General features: G+C 64.0%; 27 protein-coding genes and 1 pseudogene. 13 read left to right on the top strand and 15 right to left on the bottom strand.

Annotated elements, in window-relative coordinates:
* The first annotated feature begins 39 nt into the window (after positions 1-39).
* Entirely contained in the window at positions 40-933 is an 894-nt protein-coding gene (argB, locus tag LB565_RS21265; RefSeq protein WP_224587432.1) for an acetylglutamate kinase, read from the top strand.
* Between the two features lie 43 nt (positions 934-976).
* Here argB and bchE read toward each other — a convergent pair.
* Positions 977-2,529: pseudogene (bchE, locus tag LB565_RS21260) on the bottom strand (magnesium-protoporphyrin IX monomethyl ester anaerobic oxidative cyclase).
* 103 nt (positions 2,530-2,632) lie between these two features.
* Positions 2,633-3,109: an Lrp/AsnC family transcriptional regulator gene (locus LB565_RS21255; RefSeq protein WP_095769494.1), complete on the bottom strand. Its 477-nt coding sequence runs from the start codon at positions 3,107-3,109 to the stop codon at positions 2,633-2,635.
* Between the two features lie 136 nt (positions 3,110-3,245).
* Here LB565_RS21255 and phhA point away from each other — a divergent pair, with 136 nt between their 5' ends.
* On the top strand, positions 3,246-4,082 hold the full coding sequence (phhA, locus tag LB565_RS21250; RefSeq protein ID WP_224587429.1) for a phenylalanine 4-monooxygenase: 837 nt from the start codon (positions 3,246-3,248) through the stop codon (positions 4,080-4,082).
* 81 nt (positions 4,083-4,163) lie between these two features.
* Here the strand turns inward: phhA and LB565_RS21245 are convergent, their stop codons facing one another.
* On the bottom strand, positions 4,164-4,652 hold the full coding sequence (locus LB565_RS21245) for a MarR family winged helix-turn-helix transcriptional regulator (RefSeq protein ID WP_224587427.1): 489 nt from the start codon (positions 4,650-4,652) through the stop codon (positions 4,164-4,166).
* Between the two features lie 95 nt (positions 4,653-4,747).
* Between LB565_RS21245 and LB565_RS21240 the strand changes: the two genes are divergently transcribed.
* A complete protein-coding gene (locus tag LB565_RS21240) occupies positions 4,748-4,915 on the top strand; it encodes a hypothetical protein (protein WP_224587425.1) in 168 nt (55 codons plus the stop codon).
* 82 nt (positions 4,916-4,997) lie between these two features.
* Here LB565_RS21240 and LB565_RS21235 read toward each other — a convergent pair whose 3' ends face one another.
* The 3 genes from LB565_RS21235 to LB565_RS21225 form a co-directional block, all read right to left on the bottom strand.
* On the bottom strand, positions 4,998-6,437 hold the full coding sequence (locus LB565_RS21235) for a GMC oxidoreductase (RefSeq protein ID WP_224587422.1): 1,440 nt from the start codon (positions 6,435-6,437) through the stop codon (positions 4,998-5,000).
* The gene (locus tag LB565_RS21230) at positions 6,434-6,592 is read right to left on the bottom strand and encodes a hypothetical protein (RefSeq protein ID WP_224587421.1); all 159 of its coding nucleotides are present in this window, start codon (positions 6,590-6,592) and stop codon (positions 6,434-6,436) included. The genes LB565_RS21235 and LB565_RS21230 overlap by 4 nt, the downstream gene beginning before the upstream one ends.
* A 172-nt stretch (positions 6,593-6,764) precedes the next feature.
* Positions 6,765-7,526 carry a GGDEF domain-containing protein gene (locus LB565_RS21225; protein WP_224587458.1) on the bottom strand — a complete coding sequence of 254 codons (762 nt, stop codon included), beginning with the start codon at positions 7,524-7,526 and terminating at the stop codon, positions 6,765-6,767.
* Positions 7,527-7,676: 150 nt separating this feature from the next.
* Between LB565_RS21225 and LB565_RS21220 the strand changes: the two genes are divergently transcribed.
* Positions 7,677-8,384, top strand: coding sequence for a pyrimidine 5'-nucleotidase (locus tag LB565_RS21220; protein ID WP_224587418.1), 708 nt, complete (start codon positions 7,677-7,679; stop codon positions 8,382-8,384).
* Between the two features lie 331 nt (positions 8,385-8,715).
* On the opposite strand, the gene LB565_RS21215 is transcribed toward LB565_RS21220, so the two are convergent.
* From LB565_RS21215 to LB565_RS21205, 3 genes are all read right to left on the bottom strand, one after another.
* Complete coding sequence (locus LB565_RS21215; protein WP_224587416.1) at positions 8,716-9,183, bottom strand: hypothetical protein; 468 nt, start codon at positions 9,181-9,183, stop codon at positions 8,716-8,718.
* Positions 9,183-9,635, bottom strand: a complete 453-nt coding sequence (locus LB565_RS21210; RefSeq protein WP_224587414.1) for a hypothetical protein — start codon at positions 9,633-9,635, stop codon at positions 9,183-9,185. Before LB565_RS21210 ends, LB565_RS21215 begins: the two co-directional genes overlap by 1 nt.
* A gap of 189 nt (positions 9,636-9,824) precedes the next feature.
* Positions 9,825-10,241 (bottom strand): hypothetical protein, encoded by a 417-nt coding sequence (locus LB565_RS21205; RefSeq protein WP_224587413.1) that lies wholly within the window; start codon positions 10,239-10,241, stop codon positions 9,825-9,827.
* A 267-nt stretch (positions 10,242-10,508) separates the two neighbouring features.
* Between LB565_RS21205 and LB565_RS21200 the strand changes: the two genes are divergently transcribed.
* Positions 10,509-11,186, top strand: a complete 678-nt coding sequence (locus tag LB565_RS21200; protein WP_224587411.1) for a sensor histidine kinase — start codon at positions 10,509-10,511, stop codon at positions 11,184-11,186.
* A gap of 271 nt (positions 11,187-11,457) precedes the next feature.
* Entirely contained in the window at positions 11,458-12,102 is a 645-nt protein-coding gene (locus LB565_RS21195; RefSeq protein ID WP_224587409.1) for a response regulator, read from the top strand.
* A 29-nt stretch (positions 12,103-12,131) separates the two neighbouring features.
* On the opposite strand, the gene LB565_RS21190 is transcribed toward LB565_RS21195, so the two are convergent.
* The gene (locus LB565_RS21190; RefSeq protein WP_224587407.1) at positions 12,132-12,971 is read right to left on the bottom strand and encodes an LOG family protein; all 840 of its coding nucleotides are present in this window, start codon (positions 12,969-12,971) and stop codon (positions 12,132-12,134) included.
* A gap of 144 nt (positions 12,972-13,115) precedes the next feature.
* Between LB565_RS21190 and dapD the strand changes: the two genes are divergently transcribed.
* Genes dapD through LB565_RS21175 form a run of 3 tightly spaced genes read left to right on the top strand, consistent with a single transcriptional unit; the run spans position 13,116 to position 15,076 of the window.
* On the top strand, positions 13,116-13,970 hold the full coding sequence (dapD, locus tag LB565_RS21185) for a 2,3,4,5-tetrahydropyridine-2,6-dicarboxylate N-succinyltransferase (protein WP_224587405.1): 855 nt from the start codon (positions 13,116-13,118) through the stop codon (positions 13,968-13,970).
* Between the two features lie 24 nt (positions 13,971-13,994).
* Positions 13,995-14,366, top strand: a complete 372-nt coding sequence (locus LB565_RS21180; protein ID WP_224587403.1) for a DUF805 domain-containing protein — start codon at positions 13,995-13,997, stop codon at positions 14,364-14,366.
* An 8-nt stretch (positions 14,367-14,374) separates the two neighbouring features.
* Complete coding sequence (locus tag LB565_RS21175; RefSeq protein ID WP_224587402.1) at positions 14,375-15,076, top strand: hypothetical protein; 702 nt, start codon at positions 14,375-14,377, stop codon at positions 15,074-15,076.
* Here the strand turns inward: LB565_RS21175 and LB565_RS21170 are convergent.
* A complete protein-coding gene (locus LB565_RS21170) occupies positions 15,051-16,085 on the bottom strand; it encodes a 2-dehydropantoate 2-reductase (RefSeq protein ID WP_224587400.1) in 1,035 nt (344 codons plus the stop codon). The two genes, LB565_RS21175 and LB565_RS21170, sit on opposite strands and share 26 nt — an antisense overlap.
* 174 nt (positions 16,086-16,259) lie before the next feature.
* On the opposite strand from LB565_RS21170, the gene dapE reads away from it, so the two are divergent.
* Positions 16,260-17,459, top strand: coding sequence for a succinyl-diaminopimelate desuccinylase (dapE, locus tag LB565_RS21165; RefSeq protein WP_224587397.1), 1,200 nt, complete (start codon positions 16,260-16,262; stop codon positions 17,457-17,459).
* 2 nt (positions 17,460-17,461) lie between these two features.
* On the top strand, positions 17,462-18,067 hold the full coding sequence (locus tag LB565_RS21160) for a transporter (RefSeq protein WP_224587456.1): 606 nt from the start codon (positions 17,462-17,464) through the stop codon (positions 18,065-18,067).
* A 338-nt stretch (positions 18,068-18,405) separates the two neighbouring features.
* Here LB565_RS21160 and truA read toward each other — a convergent pair whose 3' ends face one another.
* From truA to def, 4 genes are all read right to left on the bottom strand, one after another.
* Positions 18,406-19,170: a tRNA pseudouridine(38-40) synthase TruA gene (gene truA / locus LB565_RS21155; protein ID WP_224587394.1), complete on the bottom strand. Its 765-nt coding sequence runs from the start codon at positions 19,168-19,170 to the stop codon at positions 18,406-18,408.
* 116 nt (positions 19,171-19,286) lie between these two features.
* On the bottom strand, positions 19,287-19,793 hold the full coding sequence (locus LB565_RS21150) for a GNAT family N-acetyltransferase (protein WP_224517146.1): 507 nt from the start codon (positions 19,791-19,793) through the stop codon (positions 19,287-19,289).
* Positions 19,790-20,725, bottom strand: a complete 936-nt coding sequence (gene fmt, locus LB565_RS21145) for a methionyl-tRNA formyltransferase (protein WP_224587392.1) — start codon at positions 20,723-20,725, stop codon at positions 19,790-19,792. Before fmt ends, LB565_RS21150 begins: the two co-directional genes overlap by 4 nt.
* A 58-nt stretch (positions 20,726-20,783) precedes the next feature.
* Positions 20,784-21,314, bottom strand: coding sequence for a peptide deformylase (gene def / locus LB565_RS21140; protein ID WP_224587391.1), 531 nt, complete (start codon positions 21,312-21,314; stop codon positions 20,784-20,786).
* A 103-nt stretch (positions 21,315-21,417) separates the two neighbouring features.
* Between def and LB565_RS21135 the strand changes: the two genes are divergently transcribed.
* Both LB565_RS21135 and LB565_RS21130 read left to right on the top strand, forming a co-directional pair.
* Positions 21,418-22,671, top strand: coding sequence for a DNA recombination protein RmuC (locus LB565_RS21135; protein WP_224587389.1), 1,254 nt, complete (start codon positions 21,418-21,420; stop codon positions 22,669-22,671).
* A gap of 173 nt (positions 22,672-22,844) precedes the next feature.
* Positions 22,845-23,819 carry a threonine/serine dehydratase gene (locus LB565_RS21130; protein ID WP_224587387.1) on the top strand — a complete coding sequence of 325 codons (975 nt, stop codon included), beginning with the start codon at positions 22,845-22,847 and terminating at the stop codon, positions 23,817-23,819.
* Positions 23,820-23,827: the final 8 nt, after the last annotated feature.

Here is a 23,827-nt window from a genome sequence, read left to right as displayed (position 1 = left end):
GCTAAGAGGCCGCAATTCACACTAGCCGGGATCACATCGATGACGGACGTCGCCGCCAACGCCGAAATGCAGGCCGCGCTGCTCTCGCGCGCGCTGCCTTATATGCAGCGCTATGAGAACAAGACGGTGGTGGTGAAATATGGCGGCCATGCCATGGGCGACACCGAGCTCGGCAAGGCGTTCGCCCGCGACATCGCGCTGTTGAAACAGTCCGGCGTCAACCCGATCGTGGTGCATGGCGGCGGGCCGCAGATCGGCGCGATGCTCAACAAGATGGGCATCGAATCCAAGTTCGAGGGCGGGCTGCGCGTCACCGACCAGAAGACGGTCGAGATCGTCGAGATGGTGCTGGCGGGCTCGATCAACAAGGAGATCGTGGCGTTGATCAACGCCGAGGGCGAGTGGGCGATCGGACTGTGCGGCAAGGACGGCAATATGGTGTTCGCCGAAAAGGCTCGCAAGACCATGATCGACCCGGATTCCAACATCGAGCGGGTGCTCGATCTCGGCTTTGTCGGCGAGCCGGTCGAGGTCGACCGCACGTTGCTCGATCTTTTGGCGCGCTCGGAGATGATCCCGGTGCTGGCGCCGGTCGCCCCCGGCCGCGACGGCCACACTTACAACATCAATGCCGACACGTTTGCCGGTGCGATCGCCGGCGCATGCCGCGCCTCGCGCCTGCTCTTCCTCACCGACGTGCCCGGCGTGCTCGACAAGAACAAGAAGCTGATCGACGAGCTGACGGTCGCCGAAGCCAAGGCGCTGATCAAGGACGGCACGGTGTCGGGGGGCATGATCCCGAAGGTCGAGACCTGCATCGAGGCGATCGAGCGCGGCGTCGAAGGCGTCGTCATCCTCAACGGCAAGACGCCGCATTCAGTGCTGCTGGAGCTGTTCACCGAGCATGGCGCCGGCACGCTGATCGTTCCGTAGGAAGGCAAGTACACCGTTTCCGTGAAGCGGTGAATTACCATAGTCAGCCGGCTAATCTTCTTTCGCCTTCAAGAGCGGGCACGGCCGGCTTTCGCGCCCGACGCCGAATGATCATCGATTCTTCCTCGGCGTCCTGCGGCGCGCCCCAGAACTCGGCGAGCGTCGGTCCATCCGTGACGCGGCGGTCGCGGGCGAGAAACCCCCAGACTTCGCGGAACCAGACGCGGCGGCCCATCTTCGTGTACCAGCGCATCGAATGGCGCTGCTCGGGATCGGGGTGGAACAGGATGCGCGCCAGCGCCTTCGGCCGCGATTGCACTGCGACTTCGATCAGCTTGACGGCGAAGAACAGCATCCATGGCTTCAGCCGGGTCATGTGCAGCACCTGGTGCTTGTAATCCCACAGGCGCACATCCTGCTGGATCACCTTGCGGTCGCGCGCGATGCGGAAGAACGGCGTCCAGCGATGCGGCGTGACATAGAGCGCCTGGATCTGGTCGGGGTCATAAGCGATGAGCTGGCGGAAGCCGCGCCAGAGATCGCGCAAGGTCTCGTCCTCGAAGCCGGCGACCCAGGTCGCCATCGACAGGATCCCGTGCCGGCGCAGCAGCCGGATCGCTTCGCGATCGGACTTCGTGCTGCCGCCCTTGCGGATCAGCGACAGCGTCGCCTCGTCGGTGTTTTCCATGCCGAGCAGCCAACGGATGACTCCGGCCTTACGGTAAAGGTGGAGGATATCGGCATCGCGCACGATGTCGTCGGCGCGGGTCGAGCCGACGATCAGCACGGGCACGTTCTCGGCGATCATGGCTCGAGAAAGGCGCGCCAGGCCTTTTTCGAGGAGGTCGGGTTCTCGTCGGCCAGGTTGATCAGCTCGACGCCGTGTTCGCGATGCAGCCAGGCGATCTCCTTGGCGAATTTGACCGGGTCGCGATGGCGCCAGCGGGTCCAGAAACCGCGCTGGCCGCAGTAGTTGCACAGATGCGGGCAGCCGCGCGAGAACTGCATGACCACCGCGCGCTTGCTGCCCCAGTAGGAGTAGCGGCGATGATCGATCAGCTCCCAGCCGACGCGGTAAGCATCGAGATCGGCGATGGTCATGGCCGGCTGCGTCGCGACAGGACGGCCGAGGTCGTCGCGATAGGCGATGCCGGCAACGCTCGCCACCGGCTGGCGCATCTCGATCACCTCGACCAGCGCCGTCGCGGTCGCCTCGCCCTCGCCGCGCACGATGAAGTCGAAGACGTCGGTCGCACCGAGGATGTCGCGCCAGTGATAGGTCGGAAAGACACCGCCATAGATGACGATGACGTGCGGTGCACGGGCCTTGATCATTTCGGCGATGCGCAAAGCCGTCGGATGTGCCGAGGTCGAACCGGAATGGCCGATCAGGATGAAGTCCGGATCGCCGCGCAGAGCCTCGTCTACAAGCGTGGCAAGCGGCATCGGCCCGAACTCGGCATCGACAAGCCGCACATCATGGCCGGAATCGATCAGCGGCCCGCCGATCGCCAGCAGCCCGAGCGGCGGCAGATGGTCGTCAGGCACGCGGCTGCCGATGGCCGTGTGCGGCGGATTGATCAGCACGATGTTCATGGCGGACCTCTTGTGTTGGTCCGCTTGTGCTAATGACAAATGCCGAAGCCGCCTTGGCGCGGTTCAGCAGTTTCCACGCAGCTTTTCGCCAGATTTGACCGGATCAGCGCCGCAGATGGCTAAGCGGCACGTGGCCAGGCCCCTTGATGTTCTGCAGCACCAGTTGCGTGTGCACGTCGCGCACGCCGGGCAGGCGCATCAGCCGGTGCATGACGAAGGCGTTCAAGTCGTCCACCGACGGCACCAAGACATGCAGGAGGAAATCGTAGTCGCCTGTCATCGTCCAGCAGGACGAGACCTCATCCATGCGCTGCACGGCGGCGATGAAGCTTTCGGGCGAGCCGTCGCTGTGGCTGACCAGCCGCACCTGGATGAACACCTCGACGGTCAAGCCCACGGCGCGGCGGCTGAGCACGGCGGCAAAGCCCTTGATGATACCGGCTTCCTGCAAGGCTTCGAAGCGGCGTGCGCAAGGGGTGGTGGACAGGCCGATCTCCTGCGCCAGCTCCGAGACGGGCTTGCGGCCATCGCGCTGCAGGATGTCGAGCATCCTGATCTCGAAATCGTCGAATTGAGGCATGTCTTCTCGATCTCGCGTTGATCCGAGGGCTTTTACCTCAGAAACTGTCGGCGAGCTACAGAACAAGGCTGATTTGCCTCATGGATCGCCCCTAAACTGCTCTCCACGATCCGCGGGTCACGATCTTGAGGAGGATATGATGACGATCAGCGTTGCCGATTACGCCGCCGAATGCGCGGCGCAGGGTCTTCGCGGCGACTATTCGGTCTGCCGCAGCGATTTCACCGTGGCTCAACGTTACGACTATTCAGCCGAGGAACAGGCTGTGTGGCGCACGCTCTGCGACCGTCAGACGAAGCTGACCCAGAAGCTCGCGCACCATTCCTATCTGGACGGCGTCGCCGCGCTCGGCCTGCTCGACAGGATTCCCAATTTCGACGAGGTCAGCGAAAAGCTCGCCAAGCTGACGGGCTGGGAGATCGTCGCGGTGCCTGGCCTCATTCCGGCTGGCCCATTCTTCGAGCATCTCGCCAACCGGCGCTTCCCCGTCACCAACTGGCTGCGGACAAAAAAAGAGCTTGACTACATCGTCGAGCCCGACATGTTCCACGATTTCTTCGGCCATGTGCCGATCCTGACCCAGCCGGTGTTCGCCGATTTCATGCAGATGTATGGCCACAAGGCCGAGGACTTGATCGCGCTCGGCGGCGACGAGATGATCACAAGGCTTTACTGGTACAGCGCCGAGTACGGCCTCATCCAGGAAGCCGGGCAGCCGCTGAAGGCCTTCGGCGCCGGGCTGATGTCGTCCTTCACCGAGCTGCAATTCGCGGTCGAGAGCAAGGACGCCCACCATGTGCCGTTCGACCTCGAGACGGTGATGCGCACCGGCTATGAGATCGACAAATTCCAGCGCGCCTATTTCGTGCTGCCGTCCTTCGATGCGCTGCGCGATGCTTTCGCCCATGGCGACCTCGCCGGCATCGTGGCGCGGTTCAAGGGTCAGCCGGCGCTCGACCCGGCGACAGTCTGAGGTCGGTTTTCGCCCAACCGACATTCGGGGCGGTTCAGCTGCCCGGCAGGCAGCTGGGCCGCTTTGCGCTTTTGCAGATTACTAAGCCGTGTCGGGCTCGGCCTTGATCCTGGCCAACTGCTCGCTCTGCAGCTCAAGTGCCGCATTGATGAAGCGCAGCACGGTCGCGAGTTCCGCATCGCTGAAGCTCGCCACCACCTTCTCGCCTTCCCGGGCGATCGTGCCGTAATAGCGCTCCGACAATTTTCTGGTCAGCTCGGTCGCCTCGATCACGACCTTGCGCCTGTCCTCCAGGCTGCGGGTCCGGGTGACGTATCCGCGCGCCTCCAGTCGGTCGATCAGGGCCGTGACCGCCGCCGGTGTCAGCCCCGTTGACGCCGCCACGGCGCCTGCCGATTGCGGCCCCGCATAGAGCAGGCTCAGGCAATGCCGCTCGGCCGCGATCAGCCCGAGCCGCGCGCCCACGGCCTCGTCATAGGCCTGCACGGCGTCCTGCCAACGCATGACGGCGAGGCCGACGGCTTTGGTCATCTCATCGCGTTTCGTGCTTGACGGATTTGTTTCAATCATCTAATTATCAATCTGCCTAACATTCAGACCATCGTATCAATATCCGACACCACCTTTTGCAACGCAAGGGCAAAGTCGCCGACAAGGAGTGAACAATGAACTTGATCGAACAGCGCGCTCCTCTCTCGAACGAGGAGGAATACAAATACGCCAAGCTGGCGATGGAATGGTATGGCTGGGGCTCGCCTATCGGCCTCGGCATTCTGCTGGTGGCGCTGGCCGCCGCGGCCGTGCTGGTGCGCATCGCCGTCTACGGACTGTAAGCGAGCTCGCAATTTCCCAAAAGGCGCGCCAAGGCGGCGCCGGTTGCCATTTCGGGCACCGGCGCCGCTGGCGTTTCGGAGGTCAGACGGCAATCACCTTGCCGAGATGCTCGCCCAAGCGGCAGGCGAGCGCGGTGATGGTCGTGGTGGGGTTGCATTGGCCCGACGTGCAGAACACAGAGGAGCCGCCGACATAGAAATTGTCCATGCCGTGCACCTTGCAATTGGCATCGACGACGCTCTTCAAGACATCGGTGCCCATGCGGGTGCCGCCCATATGGTGGTGGCCGGCCGTCTCCTCGTTGATCGGGTAATCGCCCCCATTGCTGATCCAGTCGTCGATGCGGACGCGGCCGAGATTCTTCTGCGCCATGGTCGTGCCGAAGAGCCTGAGGCCCTCGAGCAGGGTGCGGCGCTCGAGCGGCGACTTCTTCCAGCGCAGTTCGATGCGCGGCACGCCGGCATGATCGACATCGGTCTTCGACAGCTCGATCCGGTTCGAGGCGAGCGGCGCCTGCTCCCAGGCGACATAGAGCTGGGCGGCGCAACGCAGCCTCTGGTCCAGCTGGAACGACATCCACTCCGCCATGTTCGGCGCGGTGCAGGCAAGGTCGGCGATCAGCTTCTTGACATTGGGATAGGGGCTCTCGATCAGGCGGATGCCGAAATTCAGGATCTGCAGCCGTTCCATCGCGGCAAGCGTCGGCGAGAAGAAGGCTTCGTTCGAGGCATCGACCTCGAACTCCGAGTAGTTGGCAAGAATGGCGTTGCCGCCCTCGAAGGTCGGATGCTCCATCCAGTAGCGGCCGAGCGCCGCCGCGTTCGGCACCACGCCGCCATTCGAGCGCTCATTCGACCACAACAGCAGCCGCGAGTTTTCCAGCCCGCCGGTGCAGGCGACGAAATAGTCGGCGCTGAAGGTGCCGGCGTCCTGCCCGTTCGACCACAGCTTCGCGCCGGTGACGCGTTTGCCGTCGCCGGCAAGCTCGGTCGCATAGGTGTTGAGCACGACGGCGATGTTCTTGCTCTTGTCGAGCTCGTCCGCATATTTCTCGCCGAAACGAACCGCGAGGCTCTTGATCAACTGTACCCAGCGGATGTCGTCCGAAACCGGCACGTCCGGACGGAAGGCCGGAAGCTCGAGAATGTCATGGACTTCGCCAAGATAGGGGTCGATGTCGGCGCGGCTGATCGGCCAGCCGGTGTCCGGCGCCCATGCCTTGGGCTCGAAGTCCTGCTTGTCGAGCACGCGGCACCAGCCGGCCCAGTGGTTGGACGAGCCGCCCATGAAGCGCAGCCTGGTGATGTCGAGGTCGAAGTAGAAATCGCCCACCGTCTTGCCACGGTAGAAATCCTGCGACTCCTCGCTGAATTCGCGCGAGCCCGCCTCCAGCACGACGACCGGAATGCCGGCGGCGCCGAGTTTCCTGGCGATCGTCGTGCCTGCGGGACCGGAGCCGAGGATGCAGGCCTTGGGTTTGAAACCGGCCTGCTTATAGGCTTCGTAGCTGTCGAAGATCACGCGAGGTCGCTCCGCCGCAGGATCCAGCCATTGATCTCGACGACCTCATCCGCATCGACCGCGGGTTGCTGGCTGCGGAACAGCGACAGGGCCGGCAGCGTGATCAGCGCCTGCACGATCGCGCGGCGCGACATTTTTCTTATGAACCTGCTCATGACACGTCTCTCGATAGGGGCCTCGATCTACGCATGCCGTTCCTGGCCGGCACAGATGCCGCCACCGAGGCCAGTTTCGTGCCAAAGCTGGATGAAAACTGCGTTACACGAGGAAGTTTAGCGCGGTTGAACATGGACATGGTTAGGGCTTTCCTAACGCCCGCGGCGAAGCTCAAGCCGCTTCCGGAAGCTCGCGATCGAGGATCGAAAGATTGCGGCCGCGGTTCTTGGCCTCGTAAAGCCTGCGATCAGCGGCGCGCATCAAATCGGAAACGGTCGCGCTCTCGCCGCAGCTTATGCCGCCGATCGAGACGGTGAGCGGCACGGTCCGCTCGTCGACGGGGCGGAAACGGATCAGCTCGACCTCGCGGCGGATGCGTTCGGCGATATGCTTGGCTTCCGCTTCGTCGGCGCCGACCAGGAAGGCCGCGAACTCCTCGCCACCGATGCGGCCCAGCACGTCGCCACGGCGGATGCCGCGCTCGATGGCGCCGGCGATCAGCAGCAGCGCTTCGTCCCCCGTCAGATGACCATAGCTGTCATTGATCCTCTTGAAGTGGTCGGCGTCGATGATGAGGAGCGCGCCGCGATCGCTCTTGCGCCGCGACCCGTCGAGCGCGGCAAAGAAAGTTTCGCGGTTGAGCATGCCGGTCATGTCGTCGCGGCTTGCCTTTTCCGACAGGCGCCTGTGGGCCGCCGCGAGTTGCGCGTGGGCCCGGGCAAGCTCGCGATGAGCATTCTGCAACCGATCGCTCCGCCAGAAGCTGCTGGCGCTGGCAGCCCAGGCGAGGACGAGCGGGCAAACCGTCGACGCCAGCCAGACCGTGCGGCTCATCGGAAAGCCGATTGCCGGAATCACAATCAACGTCAACAACAGCGAGGCAGCGACCGAAGCGAACGCCACGGCAGCGGCCCTCAAAAATATGCGACTCATCACTTGCTCCCAAGGGTCAGCTTGTGTGCCAGCAAGCGTTAAAGGCGACCTTTCCAGGACTTTTAAAATTTGAAGCGAGGCGCCATTTTCACAGTTCGTGACGCGCATAAGTTGTGGATAAATCCAGCGTCGGCATGCCATAAGAAATCCATGACAACGACGCCCGATCCCGCCCGCTTCGCCCATGTCACGGACTGGGTGTTCGACCTCGACAACACGCTCTATCCGCATCACTCGAACCTGTTCGCGCAGATCGACGTGAAGATGACCGCCTATGTCGGGGAGCTGCTGACGCTTTCGCGCGATGACGCCCGCAAGCTGCAGAAGGAGCTCTACCTGGAATACGGCACGACGCTGAACGGGCTGATGAAGCGGCACGGCATCGATCCCGACGATTTCCTCGAGAAGGTGCACGACATCGATTATTCGCGGCTGGTGCCGGACCCGGTGCTGGGCGCGGCGATCCGCCAGCTTCCCGGGCGCAAATTCATCTTCACCAATGGCGACCGCAGGCATGCCGAGCGCACCGCGCGCCAGCTCGGCATATTGGAGCATTTCGACGCCATCTTCGACATCGTGGCGGCGGGGCTGAGCCCCAAGCCGGAGCGCCAGACCTATGAGCGCTTTGCCGAATTGCATTCGGTGACCGGACACAATGCGGTGATGTTCGAGGACCTGGCGCGCAATCTGGCCGTGCCGAAAACGCTCGGCATGACGACCGTGCTGGTGGTGCCGCGCAACTTCGAGCCGACCTTCTCGGAGATCTGGGAACGCGACCCGGCAAACGAGGACGACGTCGATTTCGTCACCGACGACCTCGCCGGCTTCCTGACCGCGATCGTCGACGTGGCGGCCTGAATTTGTTTACATAGGCATGCCTTGGAGATTGGCCGAAACGCCGGCCAGTCGTCATCCACGGGCGGAGCAAGGAGCGAAGCGACGCGCGTAGGCCCGAGGATCCATTCCGTGACTCCCGAGCGCTGCTGCGGTGCAGAATTCTGCGCCGCTGCATTCTTTGATCAGCGTCACGGATGGAGTCCAGGGTCTCCGCGACGCCGCTTTGCGGCTGCTCCGCCCTGGAATGACGAGGCTGGGAGGCTTCGGCCAATCCTCAGCGTTTGCGCTGATTTCATCGAATGAGCGGTGAATATCTGGCCTATCGATCGGCCTGCGACCTTGTATCGAGGACCTAATCGAAATCCGGAATCGTGCCGGGCGGCAGTCCCAGTCGGCCGTTCAGCTCCTTCAAAAACCGGCACAGGTCGGGTTTGCCCGACGCTCTCGTACCGTTGCCATTGCCGTCCGACGCGTAGCCATTGCCGTGGCCATTGCCGCAATTGGCGTTGCCGTTGAAGCTGCCGCCGTTAAAATTGCCGCTGAAGTTTCCGGCATTGCCGTTGCCGTTGAAATTGCCGCTGTTGCCATTGCCGTTGAAGTTGCCGGAATTCCCGTTGCCGTTGAAATTTCCGGTGTTGCCAAGGCCGTTGGTGGCGCCGCCGCCGATCGGAAGGTCGGAAATCCTGACAAGGGCCGAGGCATCGGCCGCCAGGAACGCGGCAAGCAGCGTGCAGAGCGCGAGGCCGTTGCCATCAAGCAGTCTCGCCGTCACCCGGCGCTTGCGGGGCCGGGCGGGCGTGGATGATCTCAAGCCCGTCATCAGCGGTTCCCCCGGCCGTTGGAGTTGCCGTTGAAGGCGCCGACATTGCCGTTTCCGTTGAAGCTGCCGCCGTTGAAGTTGCCATTACCGGCGCCGATGTTGCCGTTGCCGTTGTATTGGCCGGTGTTGGAGTTGCCGTTGAAGGCGCCAATGTTGCCGTTGCCGCTTGTCGGCGAGGTGTTGTTGTTGCCGTTGAAAGCGCCGACATTGCCGGTGCCGCTGTTGAAGGCGCCGACATTGCCGGTACCGCTGTTCTTGTAGCCGACATTGCCACCCAGGCTGCCGAGCGGGTTCATGCCCCTGACGTTCGCGCCGATGGATTGGCCGTATTTGCCGATCGCCCCCTGGACGGCCGACATGCCGAAGGCCTGGCTGCCCGTTGTGGCGTCAGCCTTCGCCGCGGTTGCGCTCAACAACCCCAGGCATAGCGCCGGTATGACGTAGCGTTTCATCTGCGAGCTCCTTCCATGGCTTAGCTTTTGAAATTGGGATCTGTTCAAAAAGGATTGGGCGAAAAGGACTGGGACCGCCGGCGACATTCGCGACAGCCTTGCGCGGGGGACGGGCGCTTGGCTCGACGGTCCCAGAGCCATCAGCGTCGTTCCAAGTGAAGGCTTGGCGACGCTGTCGGTTGGACGGCGCTAGTGGTTGGCGTTGCCGTTTCCGTTGCCGTTGCCAATGCCCGCGTTGGCGTTGCCGTTGGCATTGCCGTTGCCGAGGCCGAAGTTGCCGTTGCCGTTCAGGTTGCCGTTGCCGAGGCCCCAGTTGCCATTGCCGTTGCCATTGCCGTTGGCGGCGCCGGCATTGAGGTTGCCGTTATAGTTGCCGTTGAAGGCGCCCATGTTGGCGTTGCCGTTGCCATTGCCGTTGCCGAAGCCGAAATTGCCGTTGCCGTTGAAGTTGCCGTTGAAGGCGCCGGTATTGGCATTGCCGTTGCCATTGCCATTGCCGACGCCGACATTGCCATTGCCGTTGCCATTGCCGCTACCGACCGAAAATGCGGATGCCGAACCAGTCAGAGCCGACAGCACGGCCGCGGCCAGGATGATCTTTCTCATGACGTTCTCCTTGGTTTGCGTTGAGCTTCCCGGCCAGTTCAAGATGACCGGGAGGACGCTTGAAGGATGCACGCAGAAATAATGGCGATACATTCGGGCTGATCGGCAGGTGCTGCCGGTTTTTCTGCTGACCCCGTGTCAGGAAAAGTTGAAGCAATCGGGAAAAAACTGACAGGCATAAAGGCATATGCCGGGTGTATATTGCGCGGAGCATCAACCCCTTGTGCCTCTTCTCGCGGGCGCGGCGTTGACGGGAAAAGAAAGTCGATGGAGGGTGGCATCGACACCGGCAAAGAAGATAGCTCGGGAAAGCGCCGTGGCCTGGCGCGGCGTCTGGTTGCCGTGCAGGAAGAGCAGCGCCTGCGCCTGTCGCGCGAGCTGCATGACGATCTGGGCCAGATGCTCGCCAGCATCGCGCTCGAATTGCACATCGTTCGCGCCGGCTCGCCGGAGATGGACGCCCGCCTCGAGCGCGCCGCGATGCTTATCGACCAGCTCAGCGCCAGGGTGCATGACGCCGCCTGGAGCCTGCGCCCCGCGGACCTCGATCGCCAAGGCCTCAGAGCTTCGGTCGAGGACCTGACAACCATGCTTTGCGGTCAACTCGGCATTCCATGCGAGATGGACCTTGAAGCCCTTTCGAGCCCGCCGCCTGCCGAGATCGCGCTCACGCTCTACCGCATTGCGCAGGAAGCGCTCACCAATATCGGCAAGCATGCCGCGCCGAGCCGCGTAAGCGTCACGGCGCACATCCATGACGACCGGATGCGCCTGACGATCGAAGATGACGGCAGCGGCTTCGACGGCAGCGCCGAACCTGGTCCGGGCCATCTGGGCCTTGCCGGGATGCGGGAGCGGCTGGCGCTGGTCGGCGGCAAATTGTCGGTTGAAACCGCCAAGGGCAAGGGGACTACCATTTACGCCGATGTGCCTCTCGCCGGCTGATCGACGTTTCGTGGCGGCAAAACGCGATCAAGTCCGAAACGACATCTTCTGCGTCAGGTGGGGTTACGTGAAGCGCTGCACATCCCGGACATTAGCCGCGGCTTACAGTCCGGCTTATTGGGTTAGGCGGGGGATGGCTTACCCGTTGCGGCCGTTCAGGCCGCGAGAACAGACGGGCGTCCCGCGCCAGGCGGGGCAGTTGCCTAGACCATCAAGGACAAGAGGACCCTTTCCGCGTGACAGGGCCTTTGGCAGACTGATGGAGGTTAAGGTGTGCTGCAGGCGCATATTCGTAGTCGATGACCATCCGATCATCCTGTCGGGGGTCGGCGCGATGATCAACAGCCAGGACGATCTGACGATCGTCGGACTTGCCGGGAATGCCGAAGATGCCCTCGAAGGGATCGGCAAGGCGCTGCCCGATGTCGCCGTGGTCGACATATCGCTTCCGGGTGTCAACGGGGTCACGCTGATCGAACGGCTCGGCGAGCGCTTTCCCGAGGTCAGCTGCATAGCGCTGACGGCGCACGAAGACCCGGGCTGCCTGCGCCAGGTGCTTGCGGCCGGCGGACGCGGCTTCGTGGTCAAGCGATCGACGGCGACGGACCTGCTGCAGGCCATCCGCTGCGTGCTGGCCGGCGACAATTACGTCGATCCCGCGCTTGCGGCGCGCATATTGAGCCCGCGCAGCGCACCGCAGGGCGATCCCGGCAATCTCAGCGAACGGGAACGGTCGGTCATCCAGCTGGTGGCGCTCGGCTACAGCAACAAGGAAATCTCATCCCGGCTCAACCTCAGCATAAAGACCATCGAGACCTACCGCACCAGGGCAACCGAGAAGCTCGAGCTGCACTCACGAGCGGCCATCGTGCGTTTCGCGCACTCGAATGGCTGGCTGGTCGAGCTGCCGGCGTAGGCAGACCGGGCAGGTTTGTTTTCCCGCCCTTAAAGCTTGTAGAAGCGCCGGATGATCTCCCAGGCCTCTTCGGCCGTGTCGACGAAATCGATGATGTCCTGGTCGCCGGGCGAGATCGTGCCCTGTTCGGCGAGGAAGTCGAGATCGATCGCCCTTTGCCAGAAGGTCTTGCCGAACAGAATGACCGGCACGCGCTCCATGCGTCCTGTCTGGATGAGCGTCAGCGTCTCGAAGAACTCGTCCATGGTGCCGAAGCCGCCCGGGAACACCGCGACCGCCTTGGCACGCATGACGAAATGCATCTTGCGGATGGCGAAGTAGTGGAAATTGAAGCAGAGCTCCGGCGTGACATAGGCGTTGGGCGCCTGCTCGTGCGGGAGTACGATGTTCAAGCCGATCGACGGCGCGCCGACATCGTCGGCGCCGCGGTTGCCGGCCTCCATGACGCCCGGTCCGCCGCCGGTGACGACGACATATTCCCGATAATAGGAAGTGGCCGACTGCCGCGAGCACAGACGGGCGAATTTGCGCGCTTCCTCGTAATATTTGCTGTTCGCCTCGAGGTTCTTCTTCTGCGTCTCATTCTTGGCGGCCCAGGCCTCACCGCCCGGTTCGGGCAAGCGGGCGCCGCCGAACAGGATGACGGTCGAGCGAATGCCGCGCTCGGCCAGGATCATCTCCGGCTTCAGGAGTTCGAGCTGCAGCCGCACGGCGCGCAATTCGCGCCGCGTCATGAAGTCGGGATCGTTCCAGGCCAGCCGGTAGGTTTCGGCACGTGTCTGCGGGGTATCCGGCACGCTTTTCGAGCGTTCCAGGTCCTCGTCCGAATGCGGCAGCGGCGTCCACCCTGCCTTTTCCATGGGAGTCATCGAATCCACCCGTCCAATTCCTTCACTTGCGCCGTCCCGTGACGCTGGCGCGATTGACCCCCATTGAGCCTTAACATAGGGTCCGCGCGACTTTTAAACAGGTTAAGGCTGAGCGCCTTAACAGCTTGGTAATGGAGCGAAATCATGTCGAAGCCCGATCTGGCGAGCCTCGAAAAGACCATCGAAAAGGCCTTCGAGGAGCGCGACACGATTTCGACCGCGACGCGCGGCGAGACGCGCGAGGCCATCCAAGCGGCGCTCGACCTGCTCGATCGCGGCGTCGCCCGTGTCGCCGAACGGCGGGACGACGGCAAGTGGCATGTCAACCAGTGGCTGAAGAAGGCGGTGCTGCTCTCCTTCCGGCTGAACCCGATGGAGATCATCAAGGGCGGTCCCGGCCAGGCCGTGTGGTGGGACAAGGTGCCGTCCAAGTTCGACGGCTGGAGCGCCGTCGATTTCGAGAAGGCCGGCTTCCGCGCCGTGCCGTCCTCGATCGTGCGCCGCTCGGCCTATGTCGCGCCGGGCGCCGTGCTGATGCCGTCCTTCGTCAATGTCGGCGCTTATGTCGATACCGGCACCATGGTCGACACCTGGGCCTCAGTCGGCTCCTGCGCCCAGATCGGCAAGAACGTGCATCTTTCCGGCGGCGTCGGCATCGGCGGCGTGCTGGAGCCGATGCAGGCCGGCCCGACCATCATCGAGGACAATTGCTTCATCGGCGCGCGCTCCGAAGTGGTCGAGGGCTGCATCGTGCGCGAGGGCTCCGTGCTCGGCATGGGCGTGTTCATCGGCCAGTCGACCAAGATCGTCGACCGTGCCACGGGCGAGGTCTTTTACGGCGAGGTGCCGCCGAACTCGGTCGTCGTCGCCGGATCGCTGCCGGGCAGGCCGTTGCCCAATGGCGAGCCGGGCCCGAGCCTCTACTGCGCCGTGATCGTTAAGCGCGTGGACGCCAAGACCCAGTCCAAGACCTCGATCAACGAATTGCTGCGCGATTGATCCTCCCCAACGGAGCGGACGCTATTGTCTGAAAGATCGCAATTCCTCTGGCTGTTCTTCAGCCTTTCGGGGCGGCTGAGCCCGGTTGCCTATGCGCTGGCCGGGATCCTGCTGGTGCTTGTCCAGTTTTTCCCGTTCTACCAGTTCGCGCGGGTTGAACTGAACACCGCGGCCAGCCAGAACTGGGCCATGATCTGCTGGGGCGTGCTGCTGATCTCAGCCTGGGCCACTTTCGCGGTGACGGCAAAGCGCTTCCATGATTTCGGCAAGCCGACCTATTTTGCGCTGATCTCGCTCATCATCGGGCCCATCCTGCTCATCATCCTCTCCTGTTTCCGCAGCGATCCCGGGCCGAACCGCTACGGCAGGCGCACCAACGCGCCGGGCGATAGCTGAGATCGCCCATGCGCTACCGCACGCTCGACCCGGCGCGGATCATCGATACCGCCCAAAGGCTGGAGGAGCGTGTCGCCGAGCGTTTTCCAGAAAGGGGACTGCGCGCCGTCGCCGGCGAACTGGTGTCGCTGTCGCGGGACCTCGCCAAAGCCGCCAGGGACCTGGAGGCGCCGATCTGGTGGCTGCGCGGCGTCATCGTCGCAGCCTTCCTCGCCGGCGTGGCAATGTTCCTGTTTGTCGGCACCATCCTGCCGCTCGACCGCATTTCGGGCGCCGACGATGCCGTGCAGTCGATGCAGGGCATCGAAGCGACAATCAACACGGTTATCCTGGCGGTGCTCGGCTTGCTGGCGCTGATCCGCACCGAGGAGCGGATCAAGCGCAAGAAAGTGTTCCGGCAGTTGCACGGGCTGCGCTCGCTGATCCATGTCATCGACATGCATCAGCTGACCAAGGATCCGGCGACCTTGTCGGCCGATTTCAAGCCGACCTCGCACTCGCCCGCCCGCATCACCAACGCCGCCGACCTGGCGCGCTATCTCGATTATTGCTCGGAAATGTTGTCGATCACCGGCAAGATCGCCGCACTGTTCGCGCAGTCGGTCAATGACGATGTCGTCGTCAATGCCGTCAACGATATCGAAAACCTGAGCTCCAACCTGTCGCGCAAGATCTGGCAGAAGATCACGCTGATCGAGGACCGGCGCTGACCGCTTCGGGCCTGAGGCCGGGCGGACCGCGCTTTTCCGCTTCCGCCTGACGCACCAGCGCCGTGACGCGTTCGTTGACGGGCGTCGGGATGCCCGTTTGCCTGGCCAGGCGAATGACCGCGCCCTGCAATTCGTCGATCTCGGTCGGACGGCCGCGCTTCAGGTCGTCCCACATCGACGAGCGCGCCTGAGGGTCGATCGCCAGCATGCGGCGGGCCAGAAGCCCGAACAGCCAGTCGGGGAGCCGCAGCGTTTTCGGCAGCAGCGCCGGCGGCAGGCCGGTGAGGCGCGCCGGCGTGATGCCCGCGGCCCTCATCACGGCGAGCGCCTCGTCGATCTCGGCGGCGAGGATGGCGCGCCAGTTGCAGTCAGCCAGTTGCCTTGCCAGCGGCAGGTCGGAGAGCGCCACCAGCGCATTGTTGAGGTTCATCAGCAATTTGCCCCACTGCACCGCCTTCATGTCGGCGCGCGCTTCGACGGCAAGCCCATCGACATCGAGCAGATCGACGAGACCGTCGACGCCGGTATCGATCATCACCTCGCCCTGGCTGGCGCGATGCACATGGAACGGCAGCTCGCTGTCGGGCGACTGGACGACGTTGAACATCACCATGCCGGTCAGCACCCGTCGTCCAGGGAGTGCGGCGCGCAGCCTGTCGGTATTGTTGACGCCGTTCTGCAGGCTGACCGCCACGGCATCCGGGCGCCCGTGGGCGGCGATCAGCCCGGCCATCTCCGTGGTCGCGCCGCTTTTCACCGTCACCAGGATGACATCCGCGTCCGGCAGTGCGATCGCCGGGTCGTCGGTAGCCGAAATCGCTTGTTCCTCGACGCGGCGGTCTCGGCCGTCGAGATCGCTGACGCGCAGCCCGCTTTCGCGCATAGCCTCGACGACGCGGCCGCGGCCGAGGAAGACGACCTTGCGTCCGGCGAGCGCCAGGCAACCGCCGACATAGCAGCCGATGCTGCCGGCGCCGGCTATCGCGATGGTCCTCGTTTCACTGGCCATGCGCTCGTCCTCGCATGGCCCGCACCTTACTATTATGCATGTCATTCTCCCAGAACCGCTGCACACTTGCGGGCGACATGCATTTACACGTCATGAAAACCATATTGTCGGCGGCATGACCGGCGATCATCTGCCATCGTGACACGACAAACGCTTTCGACTATCGCTTTGCCCATGACATTGCCGACCGATCCCGCCGCGAATCTTGCCGCCCTGATCCGCTGCCCGTCCGTGACGCCCGCCGAGGGTGGCGCGCTTGCCGCGCTGCAAGACATGCTGAAGCCGCTCGGCTTCTCGGTCGAACGTCCAATCTTCTCGGAAGACGGCACGCCGGATATCGAGAACCTCTATGCGCGGCGCTCGGGCAACGGCCCGCATCTGATGTTTGCCGGCCATACGGACGTGGTGCCGGTGGGCGACGAGGCGGCCTGGACGCATCCGCCCTTCGCCGCCGAAATCGCCGATGGCGAGATGTATGGCCGAGGAGCCGTCGACATGAAGGGCGGCATCGCCTGTTTCGTCGCCGCGGTGGCGCGTCACATCGCGAAGAACGGCGGCCCGAAAGGTTCGGTGTCGCTGCTCGTCACCGGCGACGAGGAAGGACCGGCCATCAACGGCACCACCAAGCTGCTCGACTGGGCGTCGGCCAAGGGCGAGAAGTGGGACGCCTCGATCGTCGGCGAGCCGACCAATCCGGATGCGCTCGGCGACATGATCAAGATCGGCCGGCGCGGCTCGCTCTCCGGCAGCGTCATCGTCAACGGACGCCAGGGCCATGCCGCCTATCCGCAGCTTGCCGACAATCCGGTGCGCGGGCTGATGAGCCTGGTCGATGCGCTGCTCCATCCCGTGTTCGACAAGGGAACGAAGGATTTCCAACCGACCAATCTCGAAGTGACGTCGATCGATGTCGGCAATCCGGCGACCAACGTCATCCCGGCCAAGGCGACGGCGACGTTCAACATCCGCTTCAACGACAGCTGGGATGCCGAGACGGTCCAGGCCGAGATCCACAACCGGCTCGACCAGGCCGCCGGGCGCAGGAAATACCGGCCGGGCAAGAAGACGCCGGTCGATTACGAGCTCGTCTGGCGCGACCGGCCGAGCCATGTCTTCCTGACCCGCGACGACAGGCTGATCGATACGCTGAGCAGCTCGGTCAGGGCCGTGGTCGGCAAGACGCCGGCGCTCTCCACCTCCGGCGGCACGTCGGATGCGCGCTTCATCAAGGATTATTGCCCGGTGGTCGAGTTCGGCCTGATCGGCAAGACCATGCATATGGTGGATGAGCGCGTCGCCCTAGCCGATCTGGAGACACTGACGCAAATCTACGAACGCTTTATCGAAGACTGGTTCGGACAAGGCCTTTCGTGACCATGCTTTCGGCGGACGAAACCTATGCTTCGCTGGCCGGCGCCTGGCGGCTGATGTTCGGCAAGGCCGACGGGTTGCGCCTTCTCGACCTTTCGGCGGACGGTTTCTGGAATTCCTTCTTCGCCATCGTCGTGGCGGCCCCGGCGCTGATCGTGGGCTGGGTCGGGATCGCCAATGAGATCGGCGATCCGGATGCCTTCGCCGGACGCCTCGGCATGCTGATCCGGCTGGCGACCGTCGATCTCGGCTCCTGGGTGCTGCCGCTGGTAGCGCTGGCGCTGGTCGCGCCACGCGCCGGCATAGGCGGGCGCTTCGTCCACTATGTCGTCGCGTCCAACTGGACGTCGGCGATCATCGCCTGGCTGATGCTGCCCTCGGCGCTGCTCAGGCTCTTCCTCCCCTCCAGCAGCGAGATCACCAGCCTGTTGTCGCTGGTTCTGTTCGCCCTGTCGATGGTGCTGACCTGGCGCATGACCAATGCAACCATCGGCAAAGGCCCCGCCGTGGGCACGGCCGTGTTCGTCGGCATGTTCGTCGCCTCGCTGCTCGTCCTGTTCGGCCTGCAGGCGCTGCTCGGCATCGACATACCGGACGGCACGACGGGTTGACGTTGCAGCGAGGACGGCTGTCTCCAGAACAGCCGCTTCGGATTTGAATCCATCCTCGTTTTTCACCATTCAAAGTCAGCGCTGCCCCTCACCTGCCTGCCGGGATCCTCTCCCCGTATAGTGACGGGGAGAGGGGCGCTGTCATCCGCGGCTTCAGCAATCGCGAACGCTGCAGGAAGGAAGCCGGCGCTGCGGTCAGCCCCTTCTCCTCGTCACTGTACGGGGAGAAGTGCCCGGCAGGGCGATGAGGGGCCGCGCAGACGCGGACAATTGGCCGTCTCCAGCACAAGTTCGAAGCTGATACAATTGCCTCGCTTCATTGCCAGAATGAGAGGCTTTCACCCAGCCGTCTCTGTCTCCGGATAGTCCACCCCGACAAGAAACAACCCGTCCGGCGGCGCTACCTGGCCGCAGGCGGCGCGGTCGCGCGCTTCGAGCGCCGCTTTGAGATCGGCGGCGCTCCAGGAGCCGTCGCCGACGCGCTTCAGCGAGCCGACCATCGAGCGAACCTGGTTGTGCAGGAAGGAGCGCGCCGAGCTGCGCACCTCGATGAAGTCGCCATTGCGGCCGACATCGAGGCGGTCAAGCGTGCGGACCGGGCTTTCGGCCTGGCACTGGGTGGAGCGGAAGGTGGTGAAGTCATGCTTTCCGAGCAGCACCTTGGCCGCTTCATGCATGGCCTCGGCGTCGAGCCGCTTCGGCACCCACCAGACCTTGCCCTTTTCCAGCGCCGCCGGCCCCCGGCGGTTGAGGATGCGATAAAGATAGTGGCGGCCGGTGGCGGAAAAGCGCGCGTCGAAACCGTCGGCGACGACCGCCGCCTTGAGGATGGCGACGCGCGCGCCGACCGCCTGGAGATGGGCATTCACCGCGTCGCGCACCTTGTCGCCCGACCACGCCTTGGCCAGATCGACATGGGCCACCTGAGCGGTGGCGTGCACGCCGGCATCGGTGCGGCCGGCGGCCCGTATTCTTACGTCTTCACCGCAGAACTTCCCGATCGCCTGCTCGATCGCCTGCTGCACCGAGGGCTGGTCGGCCTGATGCTGCCAGCCGGCGAATTGGCTGCCGTCATATTCGATATCGAGCCGAAAACGCGGCATGTTCAGATAATTGTCTGCGGTCGAAACGAGATACTGTCTTCTCGTTTGAGCATGATCTTATCCGAAAACCGGTTCCCACTTTTCGCGGACACGGACCTTCGGTTCGGGATCATGCTCTAAGCAGCGAGCGCGGTGAAGGCCGAAGCGTAGACCAGTCTGCCGGTCTCAGGCGCGTCGCCCCAAGCCAGGGCCTGCAGCGCTTCGCCCTGATACTCGCTTTCGAACTTTCCGGCGCGATCATGGGTGTAGCCAAAACGACCGTAATAGGTCGGATCGCCCAGGACCACGGCAAGCGTCTCGCCGGCTTCCTTGAGCCGCACATGCGCCTCGCGGATCAGCGCGCCGCCGATGCCGGTGCCGTGGAAGGATGGCTCGACCGCCAGCGGCGCCAGCGCGACGGCCGCGAAACGCTTGCCGCCATTGTCTACGTAAAGCCTGGAAAACAGGATGTGGCCGACGACCTGGCCGTCTTCCTCGGCAACCAGCTCGACGACGGCGTCGCCGCCGGTGACCAGCGCGTCGACCAGGCCGGCTTCCGCCTGCTGGCCAAAGGCATGCTCTTCGACGAGACGGATCGCCTCGCGATCCCGCGGCGTCGCCGCGCGTATCGACATCATGCTCATGTGAGTTTCGTTCCTTTTGCAATCTTGGCTCCGCGCAAAAACTCCTGCGCGGCGGCAGGCTTTCCGCCCGCCCGTTGAACTTCGACCAGCCTGACCGCGCCCGATCCGCAGGCGACCGTCAGCCGGTCATCGAGAATTCCTCCCGACTCGCCGACGCCATCCGAGAGCGTCGAGCGAAGCAGTTTCAGCCGCTCCATGCGGCCGCCAATTTCGATCTCGCACCACGCGCCCGGGAAGGGCGAGAGGCCGCGAATGTGATTGTGGACTTCGCCAGAAGGCCGCGTCCAGTCTACGCGTGTCTCCGATTTATCGATCTTTCGGGCGTAGGTCACCCCTTCCACCGCCTGCGGGGTAAATGTCAGACAATTTATCCCCAACTGCGCGAGCGCCTCAACCATCAGCGATGCGCCCTGCGCCATTAGGCGGTCATGCAATTCGCCGGCCGTCATATCGGGTGCAATGGCGCATTTTTCAACCATCGCCACCGGTCCGGTGTCCAGACCCTCTTCCATCTTCATGACCATCATGCCGGTCCAGGCATCGCCGGCCATGATGGCGCGCTGGATGGGAGCTGCACCACGCCAGCGTGGCAAAAGCGAGGCATGGCCGTTGAGGCAGCCCAGCCTCGGCGCGTCCAAAACGGGCTTCGGCAGGAGCAGGCCATAAGCCACGACGACAGCGACATCGGCCTGCAAGGCGGCGAAGGCCCGCTGCTCGGCCTCGCTTTTCAGCGACGTCGGCGTGCGCACCTCAAGCCCCAGCCGTTCGGCCTCGCGCTGCACCGGCGACGGCGTCAATTCCAGCCCGCGCCGGCCGCCGGCGCGCGGCGGCTGGGTGTAGACGGCCGCGATCTCGTGGCCGGCCTCGGCGATGGCGCGCAAGGTCGGCACGGAAAAATCCGGCGTGCCCATGAACATGACGCGAAGCGGCATGACGTCCTGCGATCCTGTCTCGTGGCAGCTCCAGGTGCTCGCGCGGTCCAGACCGCCCCTAGCCCACCATCTTGCCCGGCGCCTTGTCCTTGGCGAGCTTCTTGAATTTCCGCACCACCATGTCGCGCTTCAGCTTCGAGATGTGGTCGATGAACAGCACGCCGTTGAGATGGTCGATCTCGTGCTGCAGGCAGGTGGCCATCAGGCCTTCCGCCTGCATCTCCTGTAATTTGCCGTCGCGGTCGAGATACTTCACCCGCACCGAAGCCGGGCGCTCGACCTCGGCATAATAATCGGGGATCGACAGGCAGCCTTCCTCATAGACCGAGCGCTGGTCGGCGCTTTCGAGGATTTCCGGGTTGATGAAGACATGCGGCTCCGGCGACTCGCCCTCCTTGGCGAGGTCGATGACCAACAAACGTCGCGGCACGCCGATCTGGATCGCCGCAAGGCCGATGCCCGGCGCGTCATACATGGTTTCCAGCATGTCGTCGGCGAGCTTATTCAAATCGGCATCGACGCGCTCCACCGGCTTGGAAACCTGGCGCAGGACGGGATCGGGAAGGATGATGAGCGGCTTGATCGACATGGCGTCTCACCTAAGACCTCGCTTGACAAGCGTCAACCGGGGCACCTTTGGCCTGTTCACGTTTTGATCTGTGCCAGGAGGCCGAATCGGTTATGCTGTCCAAATGAACGACATGACCTCCATCCTTTCCGAGCCCATCGCACGGCTTGGCGCCACGACCATCACGCTTGGCCAGGCGCTGGCTTTCGGCGCAATCCTTCTGCTTGCGCTGTTCGTGGCGCTCGTCGTCGCCTTGTGGCGCGCGGCCGGGGCGCGGGCGGCGGCCGCTGCGGAGGCAGCCGACCATGCCCGCGATGCCGAGGCGAGGATGGCCGACATTATGCAGGCGCAGGCCGAAATGCAGGGGCGCATGGGCGCCATCGCCGAAGTGTTCGGGGCGCGGCAGGCCGAGCTCACCCAGTCTCTGGGACAGCGGCTCGACGCCATGACCGGCCGCCTCGGCCAGACCATGGCCGAGCAGACCAAGTCGACGCATGAAAGCCTGGCCAAGCTGCAGGAGCGGCTGGCGGTGATCGATACCGCGCAGGGCAATATCCAGTCCCTGGCCGGCCAGGTCGTGCAGCTGCAGGCGATCCTGTCCAACAAGCAGACGCGCGGCGCCTTCGGCCAATCGCGCATGGAGGCGATCGTCGCCGACGGGCTGCCGCACGGCGCCTATGAGTTCCAGGCGAGCCTCTCCAATGGCAGCCGGCCCGACTGCCTGGTGCGGATGCCGAACGGCGCGCCGATGCTCGCCATCGACGCAAAATTCCCGCTGGAAGCGTGGAACGCCATCCGCGCGGCCGAAGGCGCCGACATGCAGAAAGTTGCGGCGCAGGCTTTCCGGCGCGACATCGAGGTGCATATCCGCGATATCGCGGAAAAATACCTGATACAGGGCGAGACCCAGGACACCGCCTTCATGTTCGTGCCGTCGGAATCGGTGTTCGCCGAGATCCACGAGAATTTCGAGGCGGTGGTGCAGAAGGCGCATCGCGCCCGGGTCGTCATCGTCTCGCCCTCGCTCCTGATGCTGTCGATCCAGGTGATCCAGGCGATCCTGAAAGATGCCCGCATGCGCGAGCAGGCGCATCTGATCCAAGGCGAGGTCATCCGCCTGATGGAGGATGTGGCGCGGGTCGACGAGCGGGTGCGCCGGCTGCAGACGCATTTCGGCCAGGCGGCGCGGGACATAGACGACATCCTGGTTTCGACGTCGAAGGTGACCAAGCGCGGTCAGAAGATCGAGGCGCTGGAATTCGCCGAGGGCGAGGCCGAGGCGCCGCGCAGCGGTCCCGCCAAGGCGGAAGCCGGCGCGCGGGTGGCCGATTCAAAGACGGGTCAGCTCAGGCTGCGGGTCGTCGAAGGCGACGAGTAGCCGGTCAAGCATCAGGAAAAGGCCAAAGTCTTCGCTTTCGCCATCCATAGGGCGAAGATGACGGGCGACGGCGCCGCCGTCGCCAACCTTGTAACCATGACATTTTTTCGTTGGCGCGCCGCGCCCTTTTGCGTGCACCATGGGCGATCCCGTTCTTCGCAAGGCCCTCGCCCATGACTACCCTGCCCGGCATCTCCGACATCCGCGCCGCCGCCGAGCGGCTTTCCGGCCTGATCGTCGAAACGCCGCTGATCGAATCGCCGGAGCTCAACATGCGCCATGGCGGCCGCATCCTGTTCAAGCCCGAGACGCTGCAGCGCACCGGCTCCTTCAAGATCCGCGGCGCCTACAACAAGCTGTCGAGCCTGAGCGAGGAAGAGCGCGGCCGCGGCGTCGTCGCCTTCTCCTCCGGCAACCATGCGCAAGGCGTGGCGGCTTCGGCCGCCATGTTCGGCGTTAGGGCAGTCATCGCCATGCCGTCCGACGCGCCGGCGCTGAAAGTCGGCAATGTCCGCAAGATGGGCGCCGAAGTGGTGCCGTTCGACCGCTTCAAGGACGACCGCATGGCGGTCGTGCGCCCCTATATCGAGAAGGGCATGGTGCTGGTGCCGCCCTTCGACGATCCGGCGATCATTGCCGGCCAGGGCACGATCGGCCTGGAGCTGATGAAGCAGGCGAAAGCGCTTGGCGTGGCGCTCGACGCCGTCGTCGTCCCTTGCGGTGGCGGCGGCCTGTCGAGCGGCATTTCCGTCGCCGTCAAGGACGCTTCGCCGCTCACGCAAGTCTGGGCGGTCGAGCCCGAGCATTTCGACGACACGCGCCGCTCGCTGGCCAAGGGCGAAAGGGTCGCGAACGAGCCCGGCCATAGCTCGATCTGCGATGCGCTGCTGACCGCGGAGCCCGGCGCCATCACCTTCGAGATCAACCGCCGAAATCTCGCCGGCGCCATCGCCGTCTCCGACAAGGCCGCCGCCCAGGCGATGCGCGACGCCATGGCTTATCTCAAGCTTGTGGTCGAGCCCGGCGGCTGCGTCGCGTTTGCCGCGTTATCTACCGGCGAGATCGACCTTACCGGCAAATGCGTGGCCGTGGTGCTCTCCGGCGGCAATGTCGATTTCGGCACCTATGCGGAGATCATGGCGGCATAGGTGCTGCC

This window comes from Mesorhizobium sp. CA14 (assembly GCF_020165195.1).
Classification (GTDB): domain Bacteria; phylum Pseudomonadota; class Alphaproteobacteria; order Rhizobiales; family Rhizobiaceae; genus Mesorhizobium.
This window is presented reverse-complemented; position numbering and strand designations above follow the sequence as displayed.

Bases quoted from the DNA above. Each gene is read 5' to 3' on its own strand.
- dapE (WP_224587397.1), top strand. From the start codon at position 16,260: ATGACATTGCCGACCGATCCCGCCGCGAATCTTGCCGCCCTGATCCGC.
- LB565_RS21200 (WP_224587411.1), top strand. From the start codon at position 10,509: ATGGAGGGTGGCATCGACACCGGCAAAGAAGATAGCTCGGGAAAGCGC.
- LB565_RS21170 (WP_224587400.1), bottom strand. From the start codon at position 16,085: ATGGCCAGTGAAACGAGGACCATCGCGATAGCCGGCGCCGGCAGCATC.
- LB565_RS21255 (WP_095769494.1), bottom strand. From the start codon at position 3,109: ATGCCTCAATTCGACGATTTCGAGATCAGGATGCTCGACATCCTGCAG.
- LB565_RS21245 (WP_224587427.1), bottom strand. From the start codon at position 4,652: ATGATTGAAACAAATCCGTCAAGCACGAAACGCGATGAGATGACCAAA.
- LB565_RS21215 (WP_224587416.1), bottom strand. From the start codon at position 9,183: ATGACGGGCTTGAGATCATCCACGCCCGCCCGGCCCCGCAAGCGCCGG.
- LB565_RS21205 (WP_224587413.1), bottom strand. From the start codon at position 10,241: ATGAGAAAGATCATCCTGGCCGCGGCCGTGCTGTCGGCTCTGACTGGT.
- LB565_RS21135 (WP_224587389.1), top strand. From the start codon at position 21,418: ATGAACGACATGACCTCCATCCTTTCCGAGCCCATCGCACGGCTTGGC.
- LB565_RS21225 (WP_224587458.1), bottom strand. From the start codon at position 7,526: ATGAGTCGCATATTTTTGAGGGCCGCTGCCGTGGCGTTCGCTTCGGTC.
- LB565_RS21210 (WP_224587414.1), bottom strand. From the start codon at position 9,635: ATGAAACGCTACGTCATACCGGCGCTATGCCTGGGGTTGTTGAGCGCA.
- LB565_RS21130 (WP_224587387.1), top strand. From the start codon at position 22,845: ATGACTACCCTGCCCGGCATCTCCGACATCCGCGCCGCCGCCGAGCGG.
- LB565_RS21220 (WP_224587418.1), top strand. From the start codon at position 7,677: ATGACAACGACGCCCGATCCCGCCCGCTTCGCCCATGTCACGGACTGG.
- phhA (WP_224587429.1), top strand. From the start codon at position 3,246: ATGATGACGATCAGCGTTGCCGATTACGCCGCCGAATGCGCGGCGCAG.
- dapD (WP_224587405.1), top strand. From the start codon at position 13,116: ATGTCGAAGCCCGATCTGGCGAGCCTCGAAAAGACCATCGAAAAGGCC.
- LB565_RS21150 (WP_224517146.1), bottom strand. From the start codon at position 19,793: ATGAGCATGATGTCGATACGCGCGGCGACGCCGCGGGATCGCGAGGCG.
- LB565_RS21175 (WP_224587402.1), top strand. From the start codon at position 14,375: ATGCGCTACCGCACGCTCGACCCGGCGCGGATCATCGATACCGCCCAA.
- fmt (WP_224587392.1), bottom strand. From the start codon at position 20,725: ATGCCGCTTCGCGTCATGTTCATGGGCACGCCGGATTTTTCCGTGCCG.
- truA (WP_224587394.1), bottom strand. From the start codon at position 19,170: ATGCCGCGTTTTCGGCTCGATATCGAATATGACGGCAGCCAATTCGCC.
- argB (WP_224587432.1), top strand. From the start codon at position 40: ATGACGGACGTCGCCGCCAACGCCGAAATGCAGGCCGCGCTGCTCTCG.
- def (WP_224587391.1), bottom strand. From the start codon at position 21,314: ATGTCGATCAAGCCGCTCATCATCCTTCCCGATCCCGTCCTGCGCCAG.
- LB565_RS21160 (WP_224587456.1), top strand. From the start codon at position 17,462: ATGCTTTCGGCGGACGAAACCTATGCTTCGCTGGCCGGCGCCTGGCGG.
- LB565_RS21230 (WP_224587421.1), bottom strand. From the start codon at position 6,592: ATGAGCAGGTTCATAAGAAAAATGTCGCGCCGCGCGATCGTGCAGGCG.
- LB565_RS21240 (WP_224587425.1), top strand. From the start codon at position 4,748: ATGAACTTGATCGAACAGCGCGCTCCTCTCTCGAACGAGGAGGAATAC.
- LB565_RS21190 (WP_224587407.1), bottom strand. From the start codon at position 12,971: ATGACTCCCATGGAAAAGGCAGGGTGGACGCCGCTGCCGCATTCGGAC.